The 19519-nt window shown below is 72.8% G+C and carries 15 protein-coding genes; 11 read left to right on the top strand and 4 right to left on the bottom strand.

The window, feature by feature from the left end:
* Nucleotides 1-152: 152 nt before the first annotated feature.
* Nucleotides 153-1319 (bottom strand): beta-ketoacyl synthase N-terminal-like domain-containing protein, encoded by a 1167-nt coding sequence (locus AC29IT_RS27030; protein WP_488220543.1) that lies wholly within the window; start codon nucleotides 1317-1319, stop codon nucleotides 153-155.
* Between the two features lie 549 nt (nucleotides 1320-1868).
* Between AC29IT_RS27030 and AC29IT_RS27025 the strand changes: the two genes are divergently transcribed.
* From AC29IT_RS27025 to AC29IT_RS27010, 4 genes are all read left to right on the top strand, one after another.
* On the top strand, nucleotides 1869-4634 hold the full coding sequence (locus AC29IT_RS27025) for a sensor domain-containing protein (RefSeq protein ID WP_488220542.1): 2766 nt from the start codon (nucleotides 1869-1871) through the stop codon (nucleotides 4632-4634).
* A gap of 232 nt (nucleotides 4635-4866) precedes the next feature.
* Nucleotides 4867-6222 (top strand): LLM class flavin-dependent oxidoreductase, encoded by a 1356-nt coding sequence (locus tag AC29IT_RS27020; RefSeq protein WP_488220541.1) that lies wholly within the window; start codon nucleotides 4867-4869, stop codon nucleotides 6220-6222.
* Between the two features lie 60 nt (nucleotides 6223-6282).
* Complete coding sequence (locus tag AC29IT_RS27015) at nucleotides 6283-7503, top strand: acyl-CoA dehydrogenase family protein (protein WP_488220540.1); 1221 nt, start codon at nucleotides 6283-6285, stop codon at nucleotides 7501-7503.
* A gap of 278 nt (nucleotides 7504-7781) precedes the next feature.
* On the top strand, nucleotides 7782-9041 hold the full coding sequence (locus tag AC29IT_RS27010; protein ID WP_488220539.1) for an ROK family transcriptional regulator: 1260 nt from the start codon (nucleotides 7782-7784) through the stop codon (nucleotides 9039-9041).
* Here the strand turns inward: AC29IT_RS27010 and AC29IT_RS27005 are convergent.
* Both AC29IT_RS27005 and AC29IT_RS27000 read right to left on the bottom strand, forming a co-directional pair.
* Nucleotides 8992-9765, bottom strand: a complete 774-nt coding sequence (locus AC29IT_RS27005) for an SDR family oxidoreductase (protein WP_358433500.1) — start codon at nucleotides 9763-9765, stop codon at nucleotides 8992-8994. The two genes, AC29IT_RS27010 and AC29IT_RS27005, sit on opposite strands and share 50 nt — an antisense overlap.
* Nucleotides 9766-9853: 88 nt before the next feature.
* Entirely contained in the window at nucleotides 9854-10786 is a 933-nt protein-coding gene (locus tag AC29IT_RS27000; protein WP_358433497.1) for an amidohydrolase family protein, read from the bottom strand.
* Between the two features lie 49 nt (nucleotides 10787-10835).
* On the opposite strand from AC29IT_RS27000, the gene AC29IT_RS26995 reads away from it, so the two are divergent.
* Nucleotides 10836-11366: a MarR family winged helix-turn-helix transcriptional regulator gene (locus tag AC29IT_RS26995; protein WP_488220538.1), complete on the top strand. Its 531-nt coding sequence runs from the start codon at nucleotides 10836-10838 to the stop codon at nucleotides 11364-11366.
* A gap of 68 nt (nucleotides 11367-11434) precedes the next feature.
* The gene (locus tag AC29IT_RS26990) at nucleotides 11435-12721 is read left to right on the top strand and encodes an alpha-hydroxy-acid oxidizing protein (protein ID WP_488220537.1); all 1287 of its coding nucleotides are present in this window, start codon (nucleotides 11435-11437) and stop codon (nucleotides 12719-12721) included.
* Between the two features lie 37 nt (nucleotides 12722-12758).
* Here AC29IT_RS26990 and AC29IT_RS26985 read toward each other — a convergent pair whose 3' ends face one another.
* Nucleotides 12759-14294 carry a GMC family oxidoreductase gene (locus AC29IT_RS26985; RefSeq protein WP_488220536.1) on the bottom strand — a complete coding sequence of 512 codons (1536 nt, stop codon included), beginning with the start codon at nucleotides 14292-14294 and terminating at the stop codon, nucleotides 12759-12761.
* A 316-nt stretch (nucleotides 14295-14610) separates the two neighbouring features.
* Between AC29IT_RS26985 and AC29IT_RS26980 the strand changes: the two genes are divergently transcribed.
* The 5 genes from AC29IT_RS26980 to AC29IT_RS26960 all read left to right on the top strand — a co-directional run bounded on the left by AC29IT_RS26980 (nucleotide 14611) and on the right by AC29IT_RS26960 (nucleotide 19516).
* Complete coding sequence (locus AC29IT_RS26980) at nucleotides 14611-15309, top strand: FadR/GntR family transcriptional regulator (RefSeq protein WP_358433481.1); 699 nt, start codon at nucleotides 14611-14613, stop codon at nucleotides 15307-15309.
* A gap of 89 nt (nucleotides 15310-15398) precedes the next feature.
* Nucleotides 15399-16265: an NAD(P)-dependent oxidoreductase gene (locus AC29IT_RS26975; RefSeq protein WP_488220535.1), complete on the top strand. Its 867-nt coding sequence runs from the start codon at nucleotides 15399-15401 to the stop codon at nucleotides 16263-16265.
* Nucleotides 16266-16329: 64 nt separating this feature from the next.
* The gene (locus AC29IT_RS26970; protein WP_488220534.1) at nucleotides 16330-17649 is read left to right on the top strand and encodes an MFS transporter; all 1320 of its coding nucleotides are present in this window, start codon (nucleotides 16330-16332) and stop codon (nucleotides 17647-17649) included.
* The gene (locus tag AC29IT_RS26965) at nucleotides 17646-18527 is read left to right on the top strand and encodes a transketolase (protein ID WP_488220533.1); all 882 of its coding nucleotides are present in this window, start codon (nucleotides 17646-17648) and stop codon (nucleotides 18525-18527) included. The genes AC29IT_RS26970 and AC29IT_RS26965 overlap by 4 nt, the downstream gene beginning before the upstream one ends.
* On the top strand, nucleotides 18524-19516 hold the full coding sequence (locus AC29IT_RS26960) for a transketolase family protein (RefSeq protein ID WP_488220532.1): 993 nt from the start codon (nucleotides 18524-18526) through the stop codon (nucleotides 19514-19516). Before AC29IT_RS26965 ends, AC29IT_RS26960 begins: the two co-directional genes overlap by 4 nt.
* Nucleotides 19517-19519 lie beyond the last annotated feature (3 nt).

Here is a 19519-nt window from a genome sequence, read left to right as displayed (position 1 = left end):
TGACCGCTGACCGCTAGCCGAACCGTGGTGGGCGGGGCCGCCCCCCGCGGGGCGCGCCCCCCCGGGGGCACGCGGGGGGGGCGGGGGGGCGGGCCCCGGGGGGGGGGCCGGGGCGCCGGCCTGGCCCCGGGCCACCGCCGATCAGCGGGGTCTCACCGCGGCGGCGCGAGCACGACCGCGGAGTTGTGCCCGCCCATCCCGATGGACGACTTCAGGGTGAGCCCGCCGTCGAACGGCGTCGGGCCGTCCAGCAGCCGCGGGTCGCCCGCCGCCTGCCGCGGTGCGGCCGGGACCAGGCCGTGCCGGTGGCCCAGCGCGGTGGCCGCGATCTCGACCGCCGACGCGGCGCCCTGGCAGTGCCCGGCCAGCGGCTTCACCGAGAAGATCTCGGTGTCCGCGCCCAGCAGTTCCGCGCAGAACCGCGCCTCGGCGCGATCGCACTGCGCGGTGCCGGGACCGTGCGCGTTGAGGTAGCGGATGTCGCCGCCCGCGACCCCGGCGTTGTCCAGCGCATCCCGCACGCAGCGGTTCACCTCGGTCAGGTTCGGTTCGATCGAGGTGACGTGGTGCGCGTCGTGCGACATGGCGCCGCCGAGCAGCCGCGCGTAGGAATCCGGCAGGCCGCGGGACAGCACCATTCCGACCGAGGCCTCGCCCATGATGAAACCGCGGCTGCCTTCCTGGAACGGCCGGCACGCGTCCAGCGGATCGGCGTCGGTGATCGTGACGCCGAGCCGTTCGAAGTGCAGCACGTTCTCCGGCGTCGCCGACAGATCGGTGGCCACGAAGACCACGTCGTCGACGATCCCGGCGTCCAGCCAGACCTTCGCGGTGAGCAGTCCCGCGTTCCCCGACGCGCACATCGCGGAGACGTTCATGGCGGGTCCGTGGAATCCGAATTCCTTCATGAACGTCGACATCGGGGTGGAGGGCATCAGCGACAGGTATTCCCGCACCGAGACCCGGCCACCGCGGGACCGGTAGAACTCCCGCCACAGGTCCACTTCACCGAGCACCACGGCGTGCAGCAGGCCCACCCGGCGCCCGGGCGTCCAGCCGCGTTCGCCGGCGTCGGTGATGGCTTCGCGGGCGGCCGAGCGCATCGCCCTGGCGAACCGGCTCGGCCCGTCGGTGGGGTCGCCGCCGTCGGGGACGCGCGCGACCCAGGCGGTGCGGTCCTGGTCGGGCCCGTACCCGTCGACGAGCGTGGCGGCGAGCTTCGAGGAGGCCAGGCCGTCCCAGAACTCGGCGCGTCCCCAGCCGTAGCCGGTGACCGCTCCGATGCCGCCGATTTCGATTTCAGCGTGCTTCGAGGTCATCTTCTTTCCCTTTCCCGTTTTCCCGATCGATCGATTTCGCGATCACCGCTGGGTCGCGGCGATGCGCGTTCGGAGCCGCCGCGAATCGCCCGCCGAGACCGGTGGCGTGAATTCCGCTCGGACGGCGGGTGGGGGCGGATCACCGAATCGGAGATCGAGTTACGCGCGGTCACTCAGGTCGCCGCGCCTACCCACTCGATCCTCTTTAGAGTGAAGCGAGAGGCGGGCATCGGAAAACCATTCGTGTTTTTGAACTCGAATGACCACGCGAACGGGTCAGAGGTTCACTACGGACATGGCGCGATGGATCACGTGCCGTGTTCGCCGCCGATCGGGCACGGGCTTATGATCAGCGGGCTCCTCGGACGCACCCGCCACTCAGGACGGTTCACGAGCAGCGCACATGGGAAACTACGAGCATCCGGCCGCGGGCTGCGTCCCGCCGGAGAAGGGGAGGGCGCTTCGCTGTTCGAGAGCGGAACGACATGGCGTGGACGGCGGTGGAGCGGTTGCGCGGAACGTGCACAAGATCTGTCTCCTGGATGATCGATGGTTGACCCGGTGGTCTCGCACTCGAAGAACTCGGAGCTGGACCGCGAGTTCCTCGACCTGGCGCTGGCCGCCAGCGGCGCGGTCCGCTGGTCGCTGCGCCTCGACGACGACAGCCTCGCCTGGACCTCCGGCATGGGGCCCCTGCTGGGCCTGCCCGAGGCGGACGAGGAGACGCTGCGCGCCCGGCTGCGCGAACTCCTCGAACCCATCGCGCTGTCCGCCCGCACCGCCGCCGAATGGCACGACCTCGACCTCGAACAACGCCTGCCCGCGACCGACGGCGGCACCCGGTTCGTGCACTTCCACGCCCGGCGCCACCGCGAGGAGGGCGACGCGGACCGGCTCATCGGCGTCGCCGCGGACGTCACCCGCGTGCACCAGGACCGGCAGACCCTCACCGACCTCGCCGACCGGTACCGGCTGCTCGTCGAGCTGAGCCCGGACGCGATCTGCGTGCACCAGGACGGCGTGGTCCGCTACGCGAACTCGGCGACGCTGGGCATCCTCGGCACCGACAGCGTCGACCGGGTCATCGGCCGCCCCATCACCGACTTCGTCGTCTCCGACTCGGTGCCGATGATGCGAGCCAGGCTGCGGACGCTCACCTTCCCCGGCGCGCGGACCAAACCGGCCGAGGCCGCGCTGCACCGGTTCGACGGCAGCCGCGCCCCCGTCGAGGTCGTCTCGGTGCTCACCACCTGGGAAGGCCGTCCCGCGCTGCAGGTGATCCTGCGCGACATCACCGACAAGAAGTCCGCCGAGACCAGCCTGCGCTACCAGGCCGCGCTGGTGCAGCACGTCAGCAACGCCATCATCGCCACCGACCGGGAATCCCTGGTCACCAGCTGGAACCCGGCCGCCGAGGCGGTCTACGGGATCTCCGCGGAGCAGGCCATGGGCCGCCCGGTGGACGAGCTCGTCGGCGCCCGGCTGAGCCCGGCGGAGCTGCTCGCCGCAGGCGGCGTCAGCGAAGCGCTGCACCGGCGCGGCGACGGCAACGCGCTCGTCGTGCGCGTCACGGTCTCCGAGATGGACGACGGCTACGTGCTGGTGTGCGCCGACGAAACGGCCCGCCGCCGCGCCGAGCGGACCTTCGCCACCGTCATCGACGCGCTCGACGAAGGCGTGCTGGTGGTCGCCCCCACCGGGATCATCGAATCGGCCAACCCGGCGGCGCAGCGCATCCTCGGGACGCAGCCCAGCGCCCTGGTCGGGATGGACTCCGAGCGGTGGCCGATGTACGACGAGAACGGCGACCGCGTCAGCGGCGACACCAGGCCCTCCACGATCACGCTGCGCACCGGGAACCCGGTGAACTCGCAGGTGACGCTGGTGCACCGCGACGACGGGGAGAGCGTGTGGCTGGCGGTGTCCTCCCGCGCGCTGAACCCGGACGACCGGCCGCCGCACCGGGTGCTGGTGTCGTTCAGCGACATCACCGAGAGCCTCGCCGCCCGCGAACGGCTGGAGCACGAGGCCACCCACGACCCGCTGACCGGGCTCGCCAACCGCACGCTGGTGCTGCGGCACCTGGACGCGGCGGTGAACTCGCCGAACCGCGCCGAGCCGCTGGCCGTGCTGTTCATCGACCTGGACAACTTCAAGATCGTCAACGATTCGCTGGGGCACGGCGTCGGGGACGAGGTGCTGCGCAACATCGGGCAGCGGCTGGTGCACGCCACCGGCGACCGGGAACTCGTCGGCAGGCTCGGCGGCGACGAGTTCGTCGTCGCCACCCAGGACTCGCCGGACCACGACGACCTGCGCGCCCGCGCCGACGAGCTGCTGCGCATCCTCACCGAACCGACGCACGTGGACGGCATCCGGCTGCACGTGGACGCCAGCGTCGGCATCGTCGTCTCCGCGCCCGGCGACACCCGCTCCGCGCAGGACCTGCTGCGCGACGCGGACGTGGCGATGTACCGGGCGAAGGCGCAGGGCCGCGGCCGGTACGCGTTCTTCGACGTGGAACTCCGGGAACGGGTGCAGCGGCACATGCTGCTGGAGCAGGAGCTGCGCCACGCCGTGCCGCGCGGCCAGCTGTGGGTGGCCTACCAGCCGGTGGTGGACCTGGCCTCCGAACGCATCGTCGGCGCCGAAGGGCTCCTGCGCTGGACCCACCCGGAGCACGGCACCGTCTCCCCCGGCGAATTCATCCCGCTGGCCGAGGAGAGCGACCTGATCAACGAGGTCGGCGGGTTCATGCTGCGCACCGCCACCCGCGAGTTCGCCGAGCTGCGGCGCGAGAGCGGCGCGGAACTCCAGATCAACGCGAACCTCTCCCCCCGGCAGCTCGGCGACCCGCGGCTGCACGACACGGTCCGCGCCGCGCTCGACGACGCGGGGCTGCCCGCCGGATCGCTGTGCCTGGAGGTCACCGAGAACGCGCTGATGCTGGACGCGACCTCCGCGGTGCGGATGCTGCGGGGCATGCGGAAGCTGGGCGTGTTCCTGGCGATCGACGACTTCGGCACCGGGTACTCCTCGCTGGCGCAGCTGCGGCGGCTGCCGCTGGACACCCTCAAGATCGACCGGTCCTTCGTGGCCGAGCTCAGCGATTCCGACGACGTGCAGGCGATCGTCACGAGCATCGTGGCGATGGCGCACGCGGTCGGGCTGAACGTGGTCGCCGAGGGCGTGGAGACCGCCGAGCAGCTGGACATCCTGCGGCGCATCGGGTGCGACCAGGGGCAGGGCTTCTACTTCGGGAAACCGGCGCCGTTGGCGGATTTCGCCTCGCTCCGCGGAATCGCCGCGCCCTGACCGGGTTTTCCGCCGGTTCCGCACCTCGGTCGCGCCGGTGGCGTGCGGGAACGGGCGATACCGCTGCGCGAGTTCGCGGACGGTGCGGTTCCGCCGCCCACCTCGCCTGGTGGCAGGAGCGGAAGGCGGCACGCCAAGGGTTGCGATCAGGCCGAGGCGAAACCTCGGCTCGGGAGCGGGTCGGCCCTAGCGTCGAGGGGCAGTCGGGACGCCACGCCGAGGAGGGAAACCGATGCCCCGCCCCTTGCAGTTCTCCGCGTTCGTCATGAACACGACCTCGCACATCACCCACGGCGCGTGGCGGCTGCCCGAGGCGCGGCAGACCGATTTCAACGACCTGGACCTGTGGGTGTCGCTCGCGCGGGAGCTGGAGCGGGGGAAGTTCGACTTCGTCTTCTTCGCCGACGTGGTGGGCCTGTACGGGGACCACCGCTCGTCGTGGGAGAAGTTCGTCGAGTCCGGGCTGCAGATCCCCAGCAACGACCCGTCGGTGCTCGTCTCGGCGCTCGCGCACGCCACCTCCGAACTGGGCATCGCGATCACCAGTTCGGTGCTCCAAGAGCACCCGTTCAACTTCGCCCGCAAGATGTCCACGTTGGACCACGCCTCACGCGGCCGGATCGCGTGGAACATCGTCACCAGCCTGTCGCCGAACGCGTGGCGCAACTTCGGCTACGCCGACATCACCCCGCACGAGGAGCGGTACGCGTGGGCCGACGAGTACGTGGACGTGGTCTACAAGTTGTGGGAGGGCTCCTGGGACGACGGGGCGTTGCCGCAGGACAGGGCGTCCGGGGTGCACGGCGACTTCAGCCGGATCCACAAGATCCACCACGAGGGCGCGCGGTACCGCGTCGAAGGTCCGCACCTGGTCTCGCCGTCGCCGCAGCGCACTCCCCTGCTGTTCCAAGCCGGTTCCTCCCCGGCCGGCCGCCGGTTCGCGGCCCGCAACGCCGAGGCCCAGTTCATCCAGTCGCCCAGCCCGAAGGACGCGAAGGTGCTCGTCGAGGACACCCGGCGGCTCGTGACCGAAGCCGGGCGCAAGCCGGGTGACCTGCGGTTCTTCCAGGGGTTGTCGTTCGTCATCGGCAGCACCGAAGCCGAGGCGCTGCTGCGCGCCGACGAGCTCGACGAGTACCTGGACGACGACGCGATCATCGCGCACGCCGCCGGTGGCATCGGCGTCGACCTCGGGCACTACGACCTGGACACCCCGATCGGCGACATCGAATCGGAGGGGTCCCGCAGCCACCTGCTGTGGTTGCGGGAGGCGGTGCCGGACCGGGAGCCGACGGTGCGCGATCTCGCGCGGCTGCGCACCCGCAACAGCCGCGTCGTCGGCACTCCCGAGCAGATCGCCGACCGGCTGGACGAGTGGCGGGCCGCCGGGGTCGACGGCATCAACGTCATGAACTACACGATCCCGGGCAGCTACCTGGAATTCATCGAGCACGTCACGCCGGTGCTGCAGGACCGCGGGCTGGCGCAGCGGGAGTACGCGCCCGGCACCGTCCGCCGCAAGATCACCGGCGCGGACCTGCTCGACGACCACCACCCGGCGGCCGCCCACCGGGGCGCGTTCAGCTGAGCGCGGTTCCCGCATTCCCCGCCGCAGCGCGGAAAACCCTTCGACCGGTGAGGAGCCGACGTGACCACCCCAACCCCGATCGCCGCGGACCCGGTGCTGCCGGGTTCCCCCGAACTCGCCGGTCTGATCGCCGAGATCGCCGCCGGGTCGGCGGAACGCGCGGCGCAGGACCGCAACCCGCACGAACAGATCGACCTGCTGCGCCGCGCCCGGCTCGGCGCGATCACGCTGCCGGTGTCCGAAGGCGGTCCCGGCGCCTCGGTGCGGGACCTGCTGTCGGTGGTGATCGACCTGGCCGAGGCCGACCCGAACGTGGCGCACGCGCTGCGCGCGCACTTCTGGCAGGTCAACGAACTGCTGCGGGCGCTGCCGCCCGGCCCGCGCAGGCAGCACTGGCTGGACGAGGTGCGCGCCGGGAAGTTCTTCGGCAACGCCAACAGCGAACGCGGCGGGCGGGCCGCCGGAGCGTTCTCGTTCGCCACCGGTCTCACCCGCACCGCGGACGGTTTCCGGCTCAACGGGGAGAAGTTCTACTCCACCGGCACCCTGTTCGCCGACCACATCGGGGTGTCGGCGCAGCTGGACGAGAACTCGGTGGCGGCCGTGCTGGTGCCGGTGGACCGCGAGGGCGTGACCGTGCTCGACGACTGGGACGGCATCGGGCAGACCCGCACCGGAACCGGCACCACCGTCTTCGACGACGTGCCCATCGCCGAGCACGAGGTGATCGACGTGCGGGTCACCGACGGTTCACCGCGGCCGTCGAGCGACGTGGCGCAACTGCAGCTGTACCTGCAGGCGATCGTCGCGGGCATCCTGCGCAGCGTGGCCACCGATGCCGCCGCGCTGATCCGCGGCCGCACCCGCTCGTTCCAGCACGCGCCGACCGCCTCGCCCGCGGACGATCCGATCCTGCACGCGGAGGTGGGCCGGATCAGCAGCGCCGCCTACGTGGCCGAGGCCGCGGTGCTCGCCGCGGCGGACGAGATCGACGCCGCCTACCGCAGCGAACGGCTCGGAGCACCGGACCGGGAGCTGTTCGCGGCGGCGTCGCTGGCCGCGTCGAAGGTGAAGGTGCACGTCGACGCCATCGCGCTGCAGGCGGCGACCGACCTGTTCGAGGTGGGCGGCGCGTCGTCGGCGAGCCGCTCCCGGAACCTGGACCGGCACTGGCGCAACATCCGCACCCTCACCCTGCACAACCCGACCGCGTACAAGGCCGCGGTGGTCGGTGACGTGACCATCAACGGCTCTCCGCTCCCCGTCAACGGCTACTTCTGATCCCACCAGGTGAACGGCCCATCAGCCCGCACGCCGGGCGGATGGGCCGGTCACCCGCGCCGTGGTTCTCACATGGCGGAACGGAGCCGTGCCGGTGCGGTAGTTTTCGCCCGTGCCCGGCAACCCGATCGCTCCGCCTGAGGTCACCTACGTGACCGTCGCGCTCGCCTGCCGTCTGCCCCCCGTCCGGGTGCCGTGTCGCGGTTCGTCGCCGCTCCGCTGACGAATCCGCCACGGCGCCGCAGGTCCGGCGCCGTCCTCCCGCTCCCGAGGACCCCATGACCGCAGCACTGCCCGCGCTCCGACCGGTCGGCGACCCCGTCCCGCCGGTCCTCTCCCCCGGCCTGCGCCTCGCGGGCACGCCCGCCGCCGAGGTGCTGCGCGTCGCCCGGCGCGACGGGCCGGTGTTCCGCGACGTCGCCGCGGCCCGCACCGGGCTCAGCGCGCCCACGGTGCACCGGCACGTGGCGGCGCTGCTGGAGGCCGGTCTGCTGCGCGAACGCGCCGACCTCGCCCCGGCCGGCGCCGTCGGCCGACCGCGGCTGCCGTTCGAGCTGCGCCGCGAACAGCACCTCACCGCGGGAGTCCACATCGGATTCCGCACCACCACCATCACCGCGCACGACCTGCACGGCCGGGTGCTCGGCGGCATCCGGACGCGCACCGGGACCGAGGACGCCGCCGAGGTGCTGCGCGCGATCGGCGCTCGCGCGCACCGGTTCCTGGCGCGCTGGCCCGGCCGGACCCCGCTGTGGGCCGGGGTCGCGCTCGGCGGCCGCGTCGACGAACTCGGCCAGGTCGACCACCCGCTGCTGGGCTGGCGGGCCGCCCCGGTCGGCGAGCTGATCGGCGCGCAGCTGGGGCTGCCGACCTCGGTGGCGCCGCACGTGGAATCGATGGCGGCCGCCGAGCTGTCCTTCGGCGACGCCGCCGATCCGCGCGGCAGCGCGCTGTACTGCTACGCCCGCGAGATGATCGGCGTGGCGTTGACCATCGACGGCGCGGTGCACAACCCGAGCACCGGCCCGGGCGGGCTCGGCCACCTGCCGTCCGGTCCGACCGAGCTGCTGGACCCGCGCCGCACCGGCAGGCTCTCCGACGCGGTGAGCGACACCGGGGTCGTCGAAGCGGCCCGCGCGCAGGGGCTGGAGGTGCGCACCACCGCCGCGCTCGCCGAGCTGGCCGCGGGCGGTTCGGAGCGGGCGGCCGCCCTGCTGCGGGAGCGCTCCCGGGTGCTGGGGCGCGCCATCGGGCACATCGCGGACGTGGTCAACCCGGATCGGATCGTGCTGGGCGGGCAGGCGTTCACCGAGCACCCGGCCGCGCTCCGGGACGTGGCGGACGCGGTGGCGGAGCACTCCGCGGTGCCGCGCGACCTGCGGCTCACCGCCGCCGGGGACGGCATCCAGCAGCAGGCGGCGGCCGCGGTGTCGCTGGACGTGCTCTACGCGGACCCGCTCGGCGCGCTGCGCCACCACGCCCGCGCGACTAGTGGGCGCGGATCAGGCCGCCGTCGCAGCGCAGCTGCGCACCGGTGATGTAGGACGCCGGAGCGCTCGCGAGGAACACCACCGCCGCCGCGTACTCCTCGGGCGTGCCGAACCGGCCCGCCGGGATGTCGGCGCGGGAGGCGTCGCGGACCGCGTCCGGGGCGACCCCGCGGCGCGCGGCCATCGCCTCGTTGATCGAGGTCAGCCGTTCGGTCTCGATCCGGCCCGGCAGCACCACGTTCACGGTGACGCCGTCGGCGGCGACCTCCGCGGCCAGCGTCTTGAGGTAGCCGGCGAGGGCGGCACGACCCACGTTGGAGGCGGCGAGCCCGTTGATGGGCTGCTGCACGCCGCTGGAGCCGATCGCGACGATCCGGCCCCAGCCGCGCTCCCGCATGCCCGGCAGCACCTGCTCGACCAGCCGGACGTGCGCGGTGAGCAGGCGGTGCACGGCCTGCTCGGCGTCCTCGGCGGTCATCTCGGCGGCGGTGCCGGGGGCGGGACCGCCGCCGTTGAGCACCAGCACGTCCACCGGCCCGAACGCCGCGGTGGCTGCGTCGACGAGGCTGCGCGGCCCGTCCGGGTCGAGCAGGTCCACGCCGATGCCGACCGCCGACGGGAGTTCCGCCGCCAGCTCCGCGGCGAGCTCGGCCCGCCGCCCGCCGAACGCGACGTGCGCGCCTTCGCCCGCGAGCCCGCGCACGACGGCCGCGCCCAGCCCGGAGGTCGCGCCCGGCACCACCGCGACCCGCCCGCTCAACCCGAGATCCATGCGTCCTCCTCGATTCCCGCCCGCTCCGACCAGGTGAGCGGCCCGTCCGCCCACTGTGACCGGTCGAGCAGGCCGCTCCGCGCGGGGGTCAGGCGTGCTGCGGGAGGAGCCGGGCGGCGTTCCCGCGGTCCACGGCGGCGTGGTCGATCACCGGTGACGCGTCGAGGCGTTCGGTCATCGTGGTGGCGATGTCCGCCGGGGCGTAGGGGAAGTCGCTGCCGAACAGGATGCGCTCGGGGTCGGCGAACGCGGTCAGCCCGGGGAGCGCGTACGGCGAGGCGGACAGCGCGGTGTCGAAGTAGCAGCGGCGCAGGTCGGCCAGCAGGTCCTCGGTGCTCCGCTCGCTCCCGGCCAGTTCCAGGCAGGCGGCGATGCGTTCCGCCGCGTAGGGCAGGAATCCGCCCGCGTGCGACAGGATGATCTTCAGGTCCGGGTACCGGTGCAGCGTGCCGCTCGCGGCGAGCTTCGCGGCGGCGCGGGTGGTGTCGAGCAGGAAGTCCGCGGCGAACGGCGGGATGCCGGGCACCGGGTCAGCGGGCAGCGCCGAGGGGTGCACGAACACGACGGCGCCGCGCCTGCCGAGTTCGGCGAGCAGCGGTTCGAACGCCTCGTCGCCGAGGTAGGTGCCGCCGCTGTTGGCCAGCAGCACGACCCCGTCGGCACCGAGTTCGTCGAGCGCGTGCTCGGCTTCCGCGAGCGCCCCGTCCACGTCGGGCAGCGTGAGCGTCGCCCAGAACCCGAACCGGCCGGGGTGGTCGCGGACGAGCTCGGCGCAGTGCTCGTTGAGGGCGCGCGCCATGTCGCGTCCTTCCTGTCCGGGCCACGGTTCGACGCCGGGGGTGGTGACGGACAGGATCGCGGTGCGGATCTCGTTGCGGTCCATCAGGTCCAGCGAGGCCTGCGGGCTCCAGTCCGGCAGGTGCCTGCCGCCTGCGGCATCGGAGCCGACGCGCTGCAGGGCTTCCCGGTAGACGGGCGGCACGACGTGGTGGTGGACGTCGATGCGTTGTGCCGGGGACATGACCGCCTCCTATTACTTAGCTTGCTAATCAATGGCTACGCTAGCACCCATGAGCGGACCCGACCAGGAACCGGAACCCGACCTCGGCGAACCCAGAGCCGACGAACCCGGCCTCAGCGAACCCGGCCTCGACGATCCCGGGATGGACGAGCTGGCGCAGGCCGCCGACGCGCTGTTCCTCGCGATGCGCCGGGCCAGGGCCGCGCACGCCGCGGGCGTCGAAGGGCTGTCGCTGGCGCAGCTCGCGCTGGTGCTGCCGCTGGCGTCCGGCGCCGAACTGCCGGTCAGCGACCTGGCCGCGGCCGCGGGCGTCACGCTGCCCACCGCGACCCGGATGCTGAACCAGCTGGAGGGCAAGCGGCTGGTGGCGCGACGGCGCAGCCCCGAGGACGAGCGCCGGGTGCTGATCAGCCTGACCGAGCGCGGCACCACCGCACTGCACCGGCTGCGCGCGCAGCGCCGCCGCGAACAGGCCCGCGGCTACGCCGCCTTCACCCCCGAGGAACGGCTGCACCTGGCGGCACAGCTGGAACGCCTCACCGACATCATCAACTCCGGTTATCGCGAGCACGTCGACTGATCCGGTGGACCCGGACCCGCCCCGGCGGCGATGATCAGGCCCATCGGCGACATCGGGGAGGAACCACCGTGTCCGAGGAGACCGCGCAGGCCGGGTTCGGCCGCGACCGCCAGTCCGCGATCTACGGCGCGGGCGTGACCGGCCGCAGGCCGCGGGTGCCCACCGATTTCCGGGAACTGGAGCGGAAGGCGCGGCGCCGGAGTTCCCGCCGCGGCTGGGCCTACGTGGCGGGCGGCGCCGGAGCCGAGGCGACGATGCGGGCCAACCGCGCGGCGTTCGACCGCCGGACGATCGTGCCGCGCGTGCTGCGCGACGTGTCCCGCCGGGACCTCGGCGTCGAGCTGTTCGGCCGCCGCATCCCGGCGCCGGTGCTGTTCGCGCCCGTCGGCGCGGCCGAACTGCTCCACCCCGAAGCGGACCTGGCGGTGGCGCGGGCCGCCGCCGAGCTCGGGTTGCCGTACGTGTTCTCCAGCCAGGCCTGCGTGCCGATGGAGGACTGCGCGGCCGCGATGGGCGACTCGCCGCGCTGGTTCCAGCTGTACTGGAGCACCGACGAGGACCTGGTGGACAGCCTGCTCGCCCGCGCCGAGCGCAGCGGCGCGGAGGCCGTGGTGGTCACGCTCGACACGACCTTGCTGGGCTGGCGCCCGCGAGACCTGAACCTGGGTTCGCTGCCGTTCGCGCGCGGCGAGGGCATCGCCCAGTACACCTCGGACCCGCGGTTCCGGGAGATGGTGCGGGAGCGGATCGCGCGGGGCTCCGGCGGCGGCGAGGACGTGCGCGTCACGGTCGCCGCGGTGCGCGCGCTGCTGTCGATGAGCCGCCGCTTTCCCGGGCCGCTGCTGCGGAACCTGCGCTCGCCGGAACCGCGGGAGGCCGTGCGCACCTTCCTGGACACCTACTCGCGGCCGTCGTTGAGCTGGGCGGACCTGGCGTCGCTGCGGGAGCGCACGACGCTGCCGATCCTGCTCAAGGGCGTGCTGCACCCCGACGACGCCCGCCGCGCCGTGGACGCGGGCGTGGACGGCGTCGTCGTGTCGAACCACGGCGGCCGCCAGGTCGACGGCTCCATCGCCGCGTTGGACGCGCTGGCGGAGATCGCGCCGCTGGTCGGCGCGGAGCTGACCGTGCTGTTCGACAGCGGCATCCGCTCCGGCGCGGACGCGGTCAAGGCGCTGGCGCTGGGCGCGGACGCGGTCTGCGTCGGCCGCCCCTACCTGTACGGGCTGGCGCTGGCGGGGGCGGCGGGGGCGCGCGACGCGGTGGCCGACATCGTCGCCGAGCTGGACCTCACCTTGGGGCTCACCGGGCACACCTGCCCCGCCGAACTCACCCCGGACGTCCTCCGCGGCTGAGCTGCCCGCCGCCGGTCAGCGCCGCGCGGCACCGCACCTAGGCGGCCCGCAGCGAGTCGGCGATCTTCTCGCCAGCGAGGACGGCGCTCAGGTGCGGGTTCGCGCGCGGCAGCCACGGGAACACGCTCGCATCGGCGACTCGCAGGCCGTCCACGCCGAGCACCCGGCCGTGCGGGTCGACGACGGTGTCCGGCCGGTCCGGGTCGCCCATCCGGCAGGTGCCCGCGGCGTGCGCGGTGTCGGAGACGTTGGCGAGCGCGAACTCGGCGAATTCCCGGTCGTTCAGGGCGGTCGCGGGATCGAGCATGCCCGCGCCGAGCCCCATCGCGGCGCTGATCTTCCGCAGTTCCGGTTGTGCCGCGAAGGCGCGCAGCTCGTCCACGACCACGCGCAGCCGCCGCAGGTCCCGCTCGTCGGAGAGCAGGTCGAACGCCACGTCCGGGTCCGCGGTCGGATCGGTGCCGGTGATCCGGACTCGCCCCGTCGAGTTGACCCGGTTGTTCCAGCCGAGGAGGCCCGCGACGGGGATGCCGACGCCGAGCGCGCCCGGCGCGGCGAGCATCCCGTCGTTGATCTCGTCGTCGACGCCGGTGCTGAACCGCAGGCACAGCTGCCCGCGTTCGGGCAGGCCGCCGAAGTCCGGCGGTTCGTGCAGCGCGAGCGCCAGCAGGATCGACGGGTGGTCCTGCAACCCGTGCCCCACCGGCAGGTCCGCGACCGGCGCGATGCCGAGTTCGCGCAGCTCGGCGGCGGGCCCGATGCCGGAGCGTTGCAGGATCGCCGGGCTGTGCACGGCACCGGCGGCGAGCACGACGTCGGCGGCGCGGTACTCGACGGGCTCGCCGTCGATGATCGCCCGCACCCCGATGGCCCGGTTCCCGTCGAACCGGATGCGGTCGACGAGCGCGCCGCCGATGACGTGCAGCTCGGCCCGGTCCCGGTTCGGTTCGAGGTAACCGTCGTTGGTGGAGACGCGCCGCTCGCCGATCGCGTTGTAGGCGTAGGGCGACACCCCGGTCGAGCCGGGCGCGTTGTGGTCCGGCGCCCACGGGTGCCCGCGCCGGTCCGCGATCAGGTCCACGGCGGCTTCGACGGTGGCGAAGTCCTCCCGCCGCGGCCGCCGCACCGGGATGGGCCCACCGGAGCCGTGGTACGGCCGGTCGGCGAAGTCGTGGTCGTCCTCCAACCGGTTCAGCAGCGGCAGCACGTCCTGGTGGCCCCAGCCGGTGCAGCCCTGCGCGGCCCAGCCGTCGAGGTCCTCGACGGTCGGCCGGATCGCGAACAGCCCGTTGATCGCGGAACTGCCGCCGACGCCACGGCCCCGCACGTAGCGCGCCGGTTCCTGCGCGGCGGACCTGGTGGCGCGCAGCGCGGGGAAGGTGTGGGTGGCGGCCAGCTGCTCGACCAGCTTGGTCTTGCCGGGTTCGATGCCGCGGATCTCGGGCGGCGTCTCGGCGGAGCGGTAATCGGGGCCCGCTTCGAGGAGCAGCACCCGCCTGCCGTCGTCCTCGGCGAGCCTCGCGGCCACCGCCGCCCCCGCGGACCCTGCTCCGATGATGATCGCGTCGTACATCGCCCCTCCTCGACTGGCCGGCCGCGAACGTGCGCACGGCCGGTTCGATCTCCCCGGGCTACAGGAGAAACCATGCCGTCAGGTCATCCTCAACACGATGTGCTCCAGGTCACTCCGTTTCACTCGAATCGCAGGTGAACGGCGCACGGACACACTCCATTCGGACGAACGGGACGGCCGGAGAGCCTGCCGGGCGCGCGCGGGCGCCGGCTCCCCCGACGAACTCCCCGCTCCGCAAAGGTCGGACCAAATCGTTGACAGGGTTTCCCGGCGCGCTTAGCGTATCCGGCATTGGTCCTACCAAAGGAGGTGTCCAGTGGGTGTCGATCTCTCGTTCCTGGTGCGCAGCCTGGCCGAGCAGGCCACGCCGGAACCGGGCACCGGCCTGCTCCGGCTGCCGACCGAACGGGACCTGGTCGCGTCGCTGGACATCAGCCGGGGCGCGCTGCGCGAGCAGCTGTCGATGCTGGAGATGCTGGGCTTCCTGACCCGCACCCAGGGCCGCGGCTCCTACCTGGGCGTGCCGGACGCCGGGTTCATCCAGCTGTACTTCGACCTGTCGAACGAGCTCGGCCAGCTCGGCGGCGGTCAGTTCCGCTCGGCCCGCGAAATGCTGGAGATCAGCATGTCCGAGGCCGCGGCCCGGCTGGCGACCGCCGACGACGTCGAAGTGCTGCGCGGCCTGGTCGACGAGATGGTGCGCGCCAGCGCCGCGGGCGAGGACGACCGCGCGCTGGAAGCGGACCTGGACTTCCACCGCCGCCTGTTCACCATCGTCGACAACCCCATCTTCACCCTGCTGCACGACGGGCTGGGCCACGTGCTGCGCGACGAGGTGGTGGACCGCCGCCGCGCCGCCGTCGAACGCGCTCCCCTGGCGCCGGGCGAGGACCGGATCATCGACACCGTCCACTACGGGATCGTCGACGCCGTGGCGGACCGCGACGGCGAGGCCGCGCGGGCCGCGATGCGCCACCACTTCGAGGTGTGGTCCTCGCTGACCGGCGAAGGCTGACCCGCACCCAGCACCACCCACCCACCAGCGCCCGACGTCCGGGCGCCGGTGCGCGCTGCCCGCTTCCGGGCCCGAGCAGGAGGTTTCACATGAGCGAACCCGACGTCGTGTTCGTGGGGATCGGCGCCATCGGCAGGCACATGGCGAGCAGGCTGGTCGCTGCGGGCCGCGCGACGATCGCCGTCGATCCGGGCCCGTCCGCGCGGGAATGGGCTGCGGCGCAAGGGATTTCGGCGGTCGCGTCGATCGCAGCGGCGCCGCGCGCCGAGCTCGTCGTGGTGATGGTCGCGACCCCGGACCAGCTGGCCGCGCTCGTCGACGAGGCGTTGCGCCGCAACGACCTCGACGGGCAGCGCTGGATCGTGATGAGCACCGTCGGCCCGGATGCCGTGCGGGAGCAGGGATCGCGGCTCGTCGCGGCCGGCGCGCTGGTGCTGGACGTGCCGGTCACCGGCGGGGTGGCGCGGGCGCGCACCGGTGAGCTGACGCTGTTCGCGGCCGGGAACCCGGCGACCATCGCCGCCGCCCGCCCGGTGCTGGAGTCCTTCGGCGCGATCCGCGAAGTCGGCGAGCGCATCGGCGACGGCCAAGCGATCAAGGTGGTGAACCAGCACCTGTGCTCGGTGCACATCGTCGCCGCCGCCGAAGCCCTGTCGCTGGCCGGAGAACTGGGCCTGGACCGCGAGCAGGTGCTGTCGCTGGTCGAGTCCGGCGCGGCCGGGTCGTGGATGCTCACCGATCGCGGGCCGCGCATGTTGCAGGGCACCGACGTGGAGGTGACCAGCACCATCGGCATCTTCGTCAAGGACAGCAACCTCGTCGCCGATGCCGCCCGGCAGGCCGGGGCGGACACGCCGCTGCTGGACCTGGCGCGGGAGCGCTACGAGCGCGCCGCCGATGCCGGGCTGGGCGCGCGCGACGACTCGCGGGTGATCGAGACCTACCCCGCGCCCTGACCCGATTCCCCCGCACCACGCGGAAATCCCTGCGTCCCCTGCGGTCGCTGCAAAGGAGCAGACCATGTCCGCTGCGCCCACGACCGGACCACCGCGCGACAACCCGGCGAAGGTGTCGGTCGCGTCGATGATCGGTACCGCGGTCGAGAGCTACGACTTCTTCATCTACGGCACCGCGTCGGCCGCCTACTTCGGCTCGGTGTTCTTCCACACCGGCAACGAGCTCCTCGGCGTGCTGGCCTCGTTCGCCACGCTCGCCGTCGGATTCTTCTTCCGCCCGCTGGGCGGCTACCTCGCCGGGCACTACGGGGACCGGCTGGGCCGCAAGACGGTGCTCATGTGGTCGCTGGCGATCATGGGCCTGGGCACGGTGCTGATCGGGGTGCTGCCGACGTTCGCGCAGGTCGGGGCGCTGGCTCCGGTGCTGCTGATCCTGCTGCGGATCGTGCAGGGCATCGGGTTCGGCGCCGAGTGGGGCGGCGCGGTGCTCATGTCGGTGGAGCACGCCCCCGAACGCAGGCGCGGGTTCTTCGGCGCGGTGCCGCAGATCGGCATCCCGGCGGGGCTGCTGCTGGCGAACGGCGCGTTCCTCGCCTCGGAGGCCGTGTTCGACGGCGACTGGGTGTGGCGGGTGCCGTTCCTGGTGTCGATCGTGATGGTCGGCGCGGGCATGTTCATCCGGATGAAGATCTCCGAGTCCCCCGACTTCACCGCCATGAAGGACCGCGGCGAGATCCACAAGACCCCGGCCCTGGAGGTGCTGCACCGCGACTGGCGGGTGATCCTCAAGATCGTGGCGCTGCGGCTGGCCGAGACCGGCGGCTACTACATCACCACCAGCTTCATGCTCTCGTACGTGGTGCTGGCCGGGCTGGCGGACAAGCAGCACGTGCTGGTCGGCACCATCGTCGGGTCGGCGCTGGGACTGCTCAGCCACCTGCTGTTCGGCGCGCTGTCGGACCGGATCGGGCGGAAACCGGTGTTCCTGCTCGGATCGGTGTTCACCATCGCCTTCGGCATCCCGATGTTCCTGCTGGTGAACACGGGCGCGGGCATCGCCGTGGTGGTGGCGGTGTCGCTGGGACTGCTGCTGAGCCACGACCCGATCTTCGCGGTGGAGTCGTCCTGGTTCTCCGAGCAGTTTCCGCGGGACGTGCGCTCGTCCGGCATCTCGTTGGGCTACAACGGCGCCTCGATGGTCGCGGGCCTGCTGCCGTTCCTGGCGACCGCGTTGTACGGCATCGCGGGCTGGCTCGGTGCGGCGCTGCTGTTCGTGCTGCTGGGCATCGTCTCGACCGCCGTCGCCGCGGTCACCCCGGAAACCGCTCCCGCGACACTGCCGGACACCGATCCGGCCACCGGAAAGGAAGTGAGGACCGCATGACCGCATTGAGCGAGTCGCGCCCGGCGGAGCTCGCCGCGCGCGCGGATCGGGTGCGCGCGGCCGCGCACCGGATGCGCCACCACATGCTGAACATGGGCGAGGTGCAGGGCCAGGGCTACGTGGGCCAGGCGCTGGGCGTCGCCGACGTGCTCGCCGTGTCCTACGTGGACCAGCTGCGGCTGCGCCCGTCGGACCCGCACTGGGCGCAGCGGGACCGGTTCCTGCTGTCCACCGGCCATTACGCCATCGCGCTGTACGCGGCGCTCGCGGAGGCCGGGACCGTTCCGGTGGCGGAACTGGAGACCTACGGCTCGGACGGGTCGCGGCTGCCGATGTCCGGCATGGCCTCCTACACACCCGGGATGGAGATCTCCGGTGGTTCGCTGGGCCACGGCCTGGCGGTCGCGGTGGGCATGGCGCTGGGGCTGCGGCTGCGCGGCGAATCCCCGCGGGTGTTCAACTTCCTCTCCGACGGCGAGCTCGACGAGGGTTCCACCTGGGAGGCCGCGATGGGCGCCAAGCACCACCGGCTGGGGAACCTGACCGCGATCGTGGACATGAACGCGCTGCAGGCTGACGGGAAGACCGAATCGGTGCTCAGCATCGAACCGGCCGAGGAGAAGTGGGCGGCCTGCGGCTGGTTCACCCAGCGCGTCGACGGCAACGACGTGGCGGCGCTGCTGGCCGCGTTCGACGCGGCCGCCGAGCAGGCCGGTCCGGAGGGCACCCCGTCGGTGATCCTCTGCGACACGCAGATCGGCCGCGGCGTCCCGCTGCTGGAATCCCGCGAGAAGGCCCACTTCATGCGGATCGACGAGCACGAGTGGCAGCTGTGCCGCGACCAGCTCACCGCCGGTTTCGAAGGAGCGAGCGCATGAGCACCCCCACCACGAAGCGCCTCACCACCTCGGCGATGATCGCCTCGTTCGCCGACCCGGGGCAGCGGACCGCACCCGCCCCGTTCGGGCACGCGCTGGCCGCGCTCGCCGAGCAGGACCGGCGGATCGTCGGCCTCACCGCCGACCTCGGCAAGTACACCGACATGCACGTGTTCGCCGAAGCCCACCCGGACCGGTTCTTCCAGATGGGCATGGCCGAGCAGCTCCTGTTCGGCGCCGCGGCGGGCATGGCCGAAGTCGGGCTGGTGCCGTTCGCCTCCACCTACAGCGTGTTCGCGGCGCGCCGGGCCTACGACTTCCTGTGCCTGGACATCGCCGAACCGAACCTGAACGTCAACATCATCGGCGGCTTGCCCGGGCTCACCACGGGATACGGCCCGAGCCACCAGGCGACCGAGGACATCGCCATCTTCCGGGGCATGCCGAACCTGACCATCGTGGACCCCTGCGACTCGGTGGACATCGAGCAGGCGGTGCCGCAGCTCGCGGCCTCGGACGGGCCCACGTACCTGCGGCTGCTGCGCGGGAAGGTGCCGACGGTCCTCGACGAGTACGACTACGAGTTCCGGCTCGGCAAGGCTTCGGTGCTGCGCGGCGGCAACGACGTCGTGTTCGTCTCCAGCGGCCTGATGACGATGCGCGCGCTGCAGGCCGCGCAGGACCTCGCCGAGCACGGCGTGGACGTGTCGGTCGTGCACAGCCCCACCATCAAGCCGTTCGACTCGGAGACGGTGCTCGCCGAGCTCGGCGGCGGCAGGCTCGTGGTCACCCTGGAGAACCACACCGTCGTCGGCGGCCTCTTCGAGACCCTCGCCGCGGAACTGGCCAAGGGCGGCGTGCAAGAGCGCGTCGTCCCCATCGCCCTCCCCGACGAATTCCTCGACGCGGGAGCCCTCCCCACCCTCCACGAACGCTACGGCCTCGCCCGCACGACCATCGTCACCAAGGTCCTCGCCGAGCTGGGGTGACCG

It is taken from the genome of Saccharopolyspora sp. MMCC62 (genome assembly GCF_057736575.1).
Note: the sequence above shows the minus strand (reverse complement) of the source record. Positions and strands in the feature narration are given on the sequence as shown.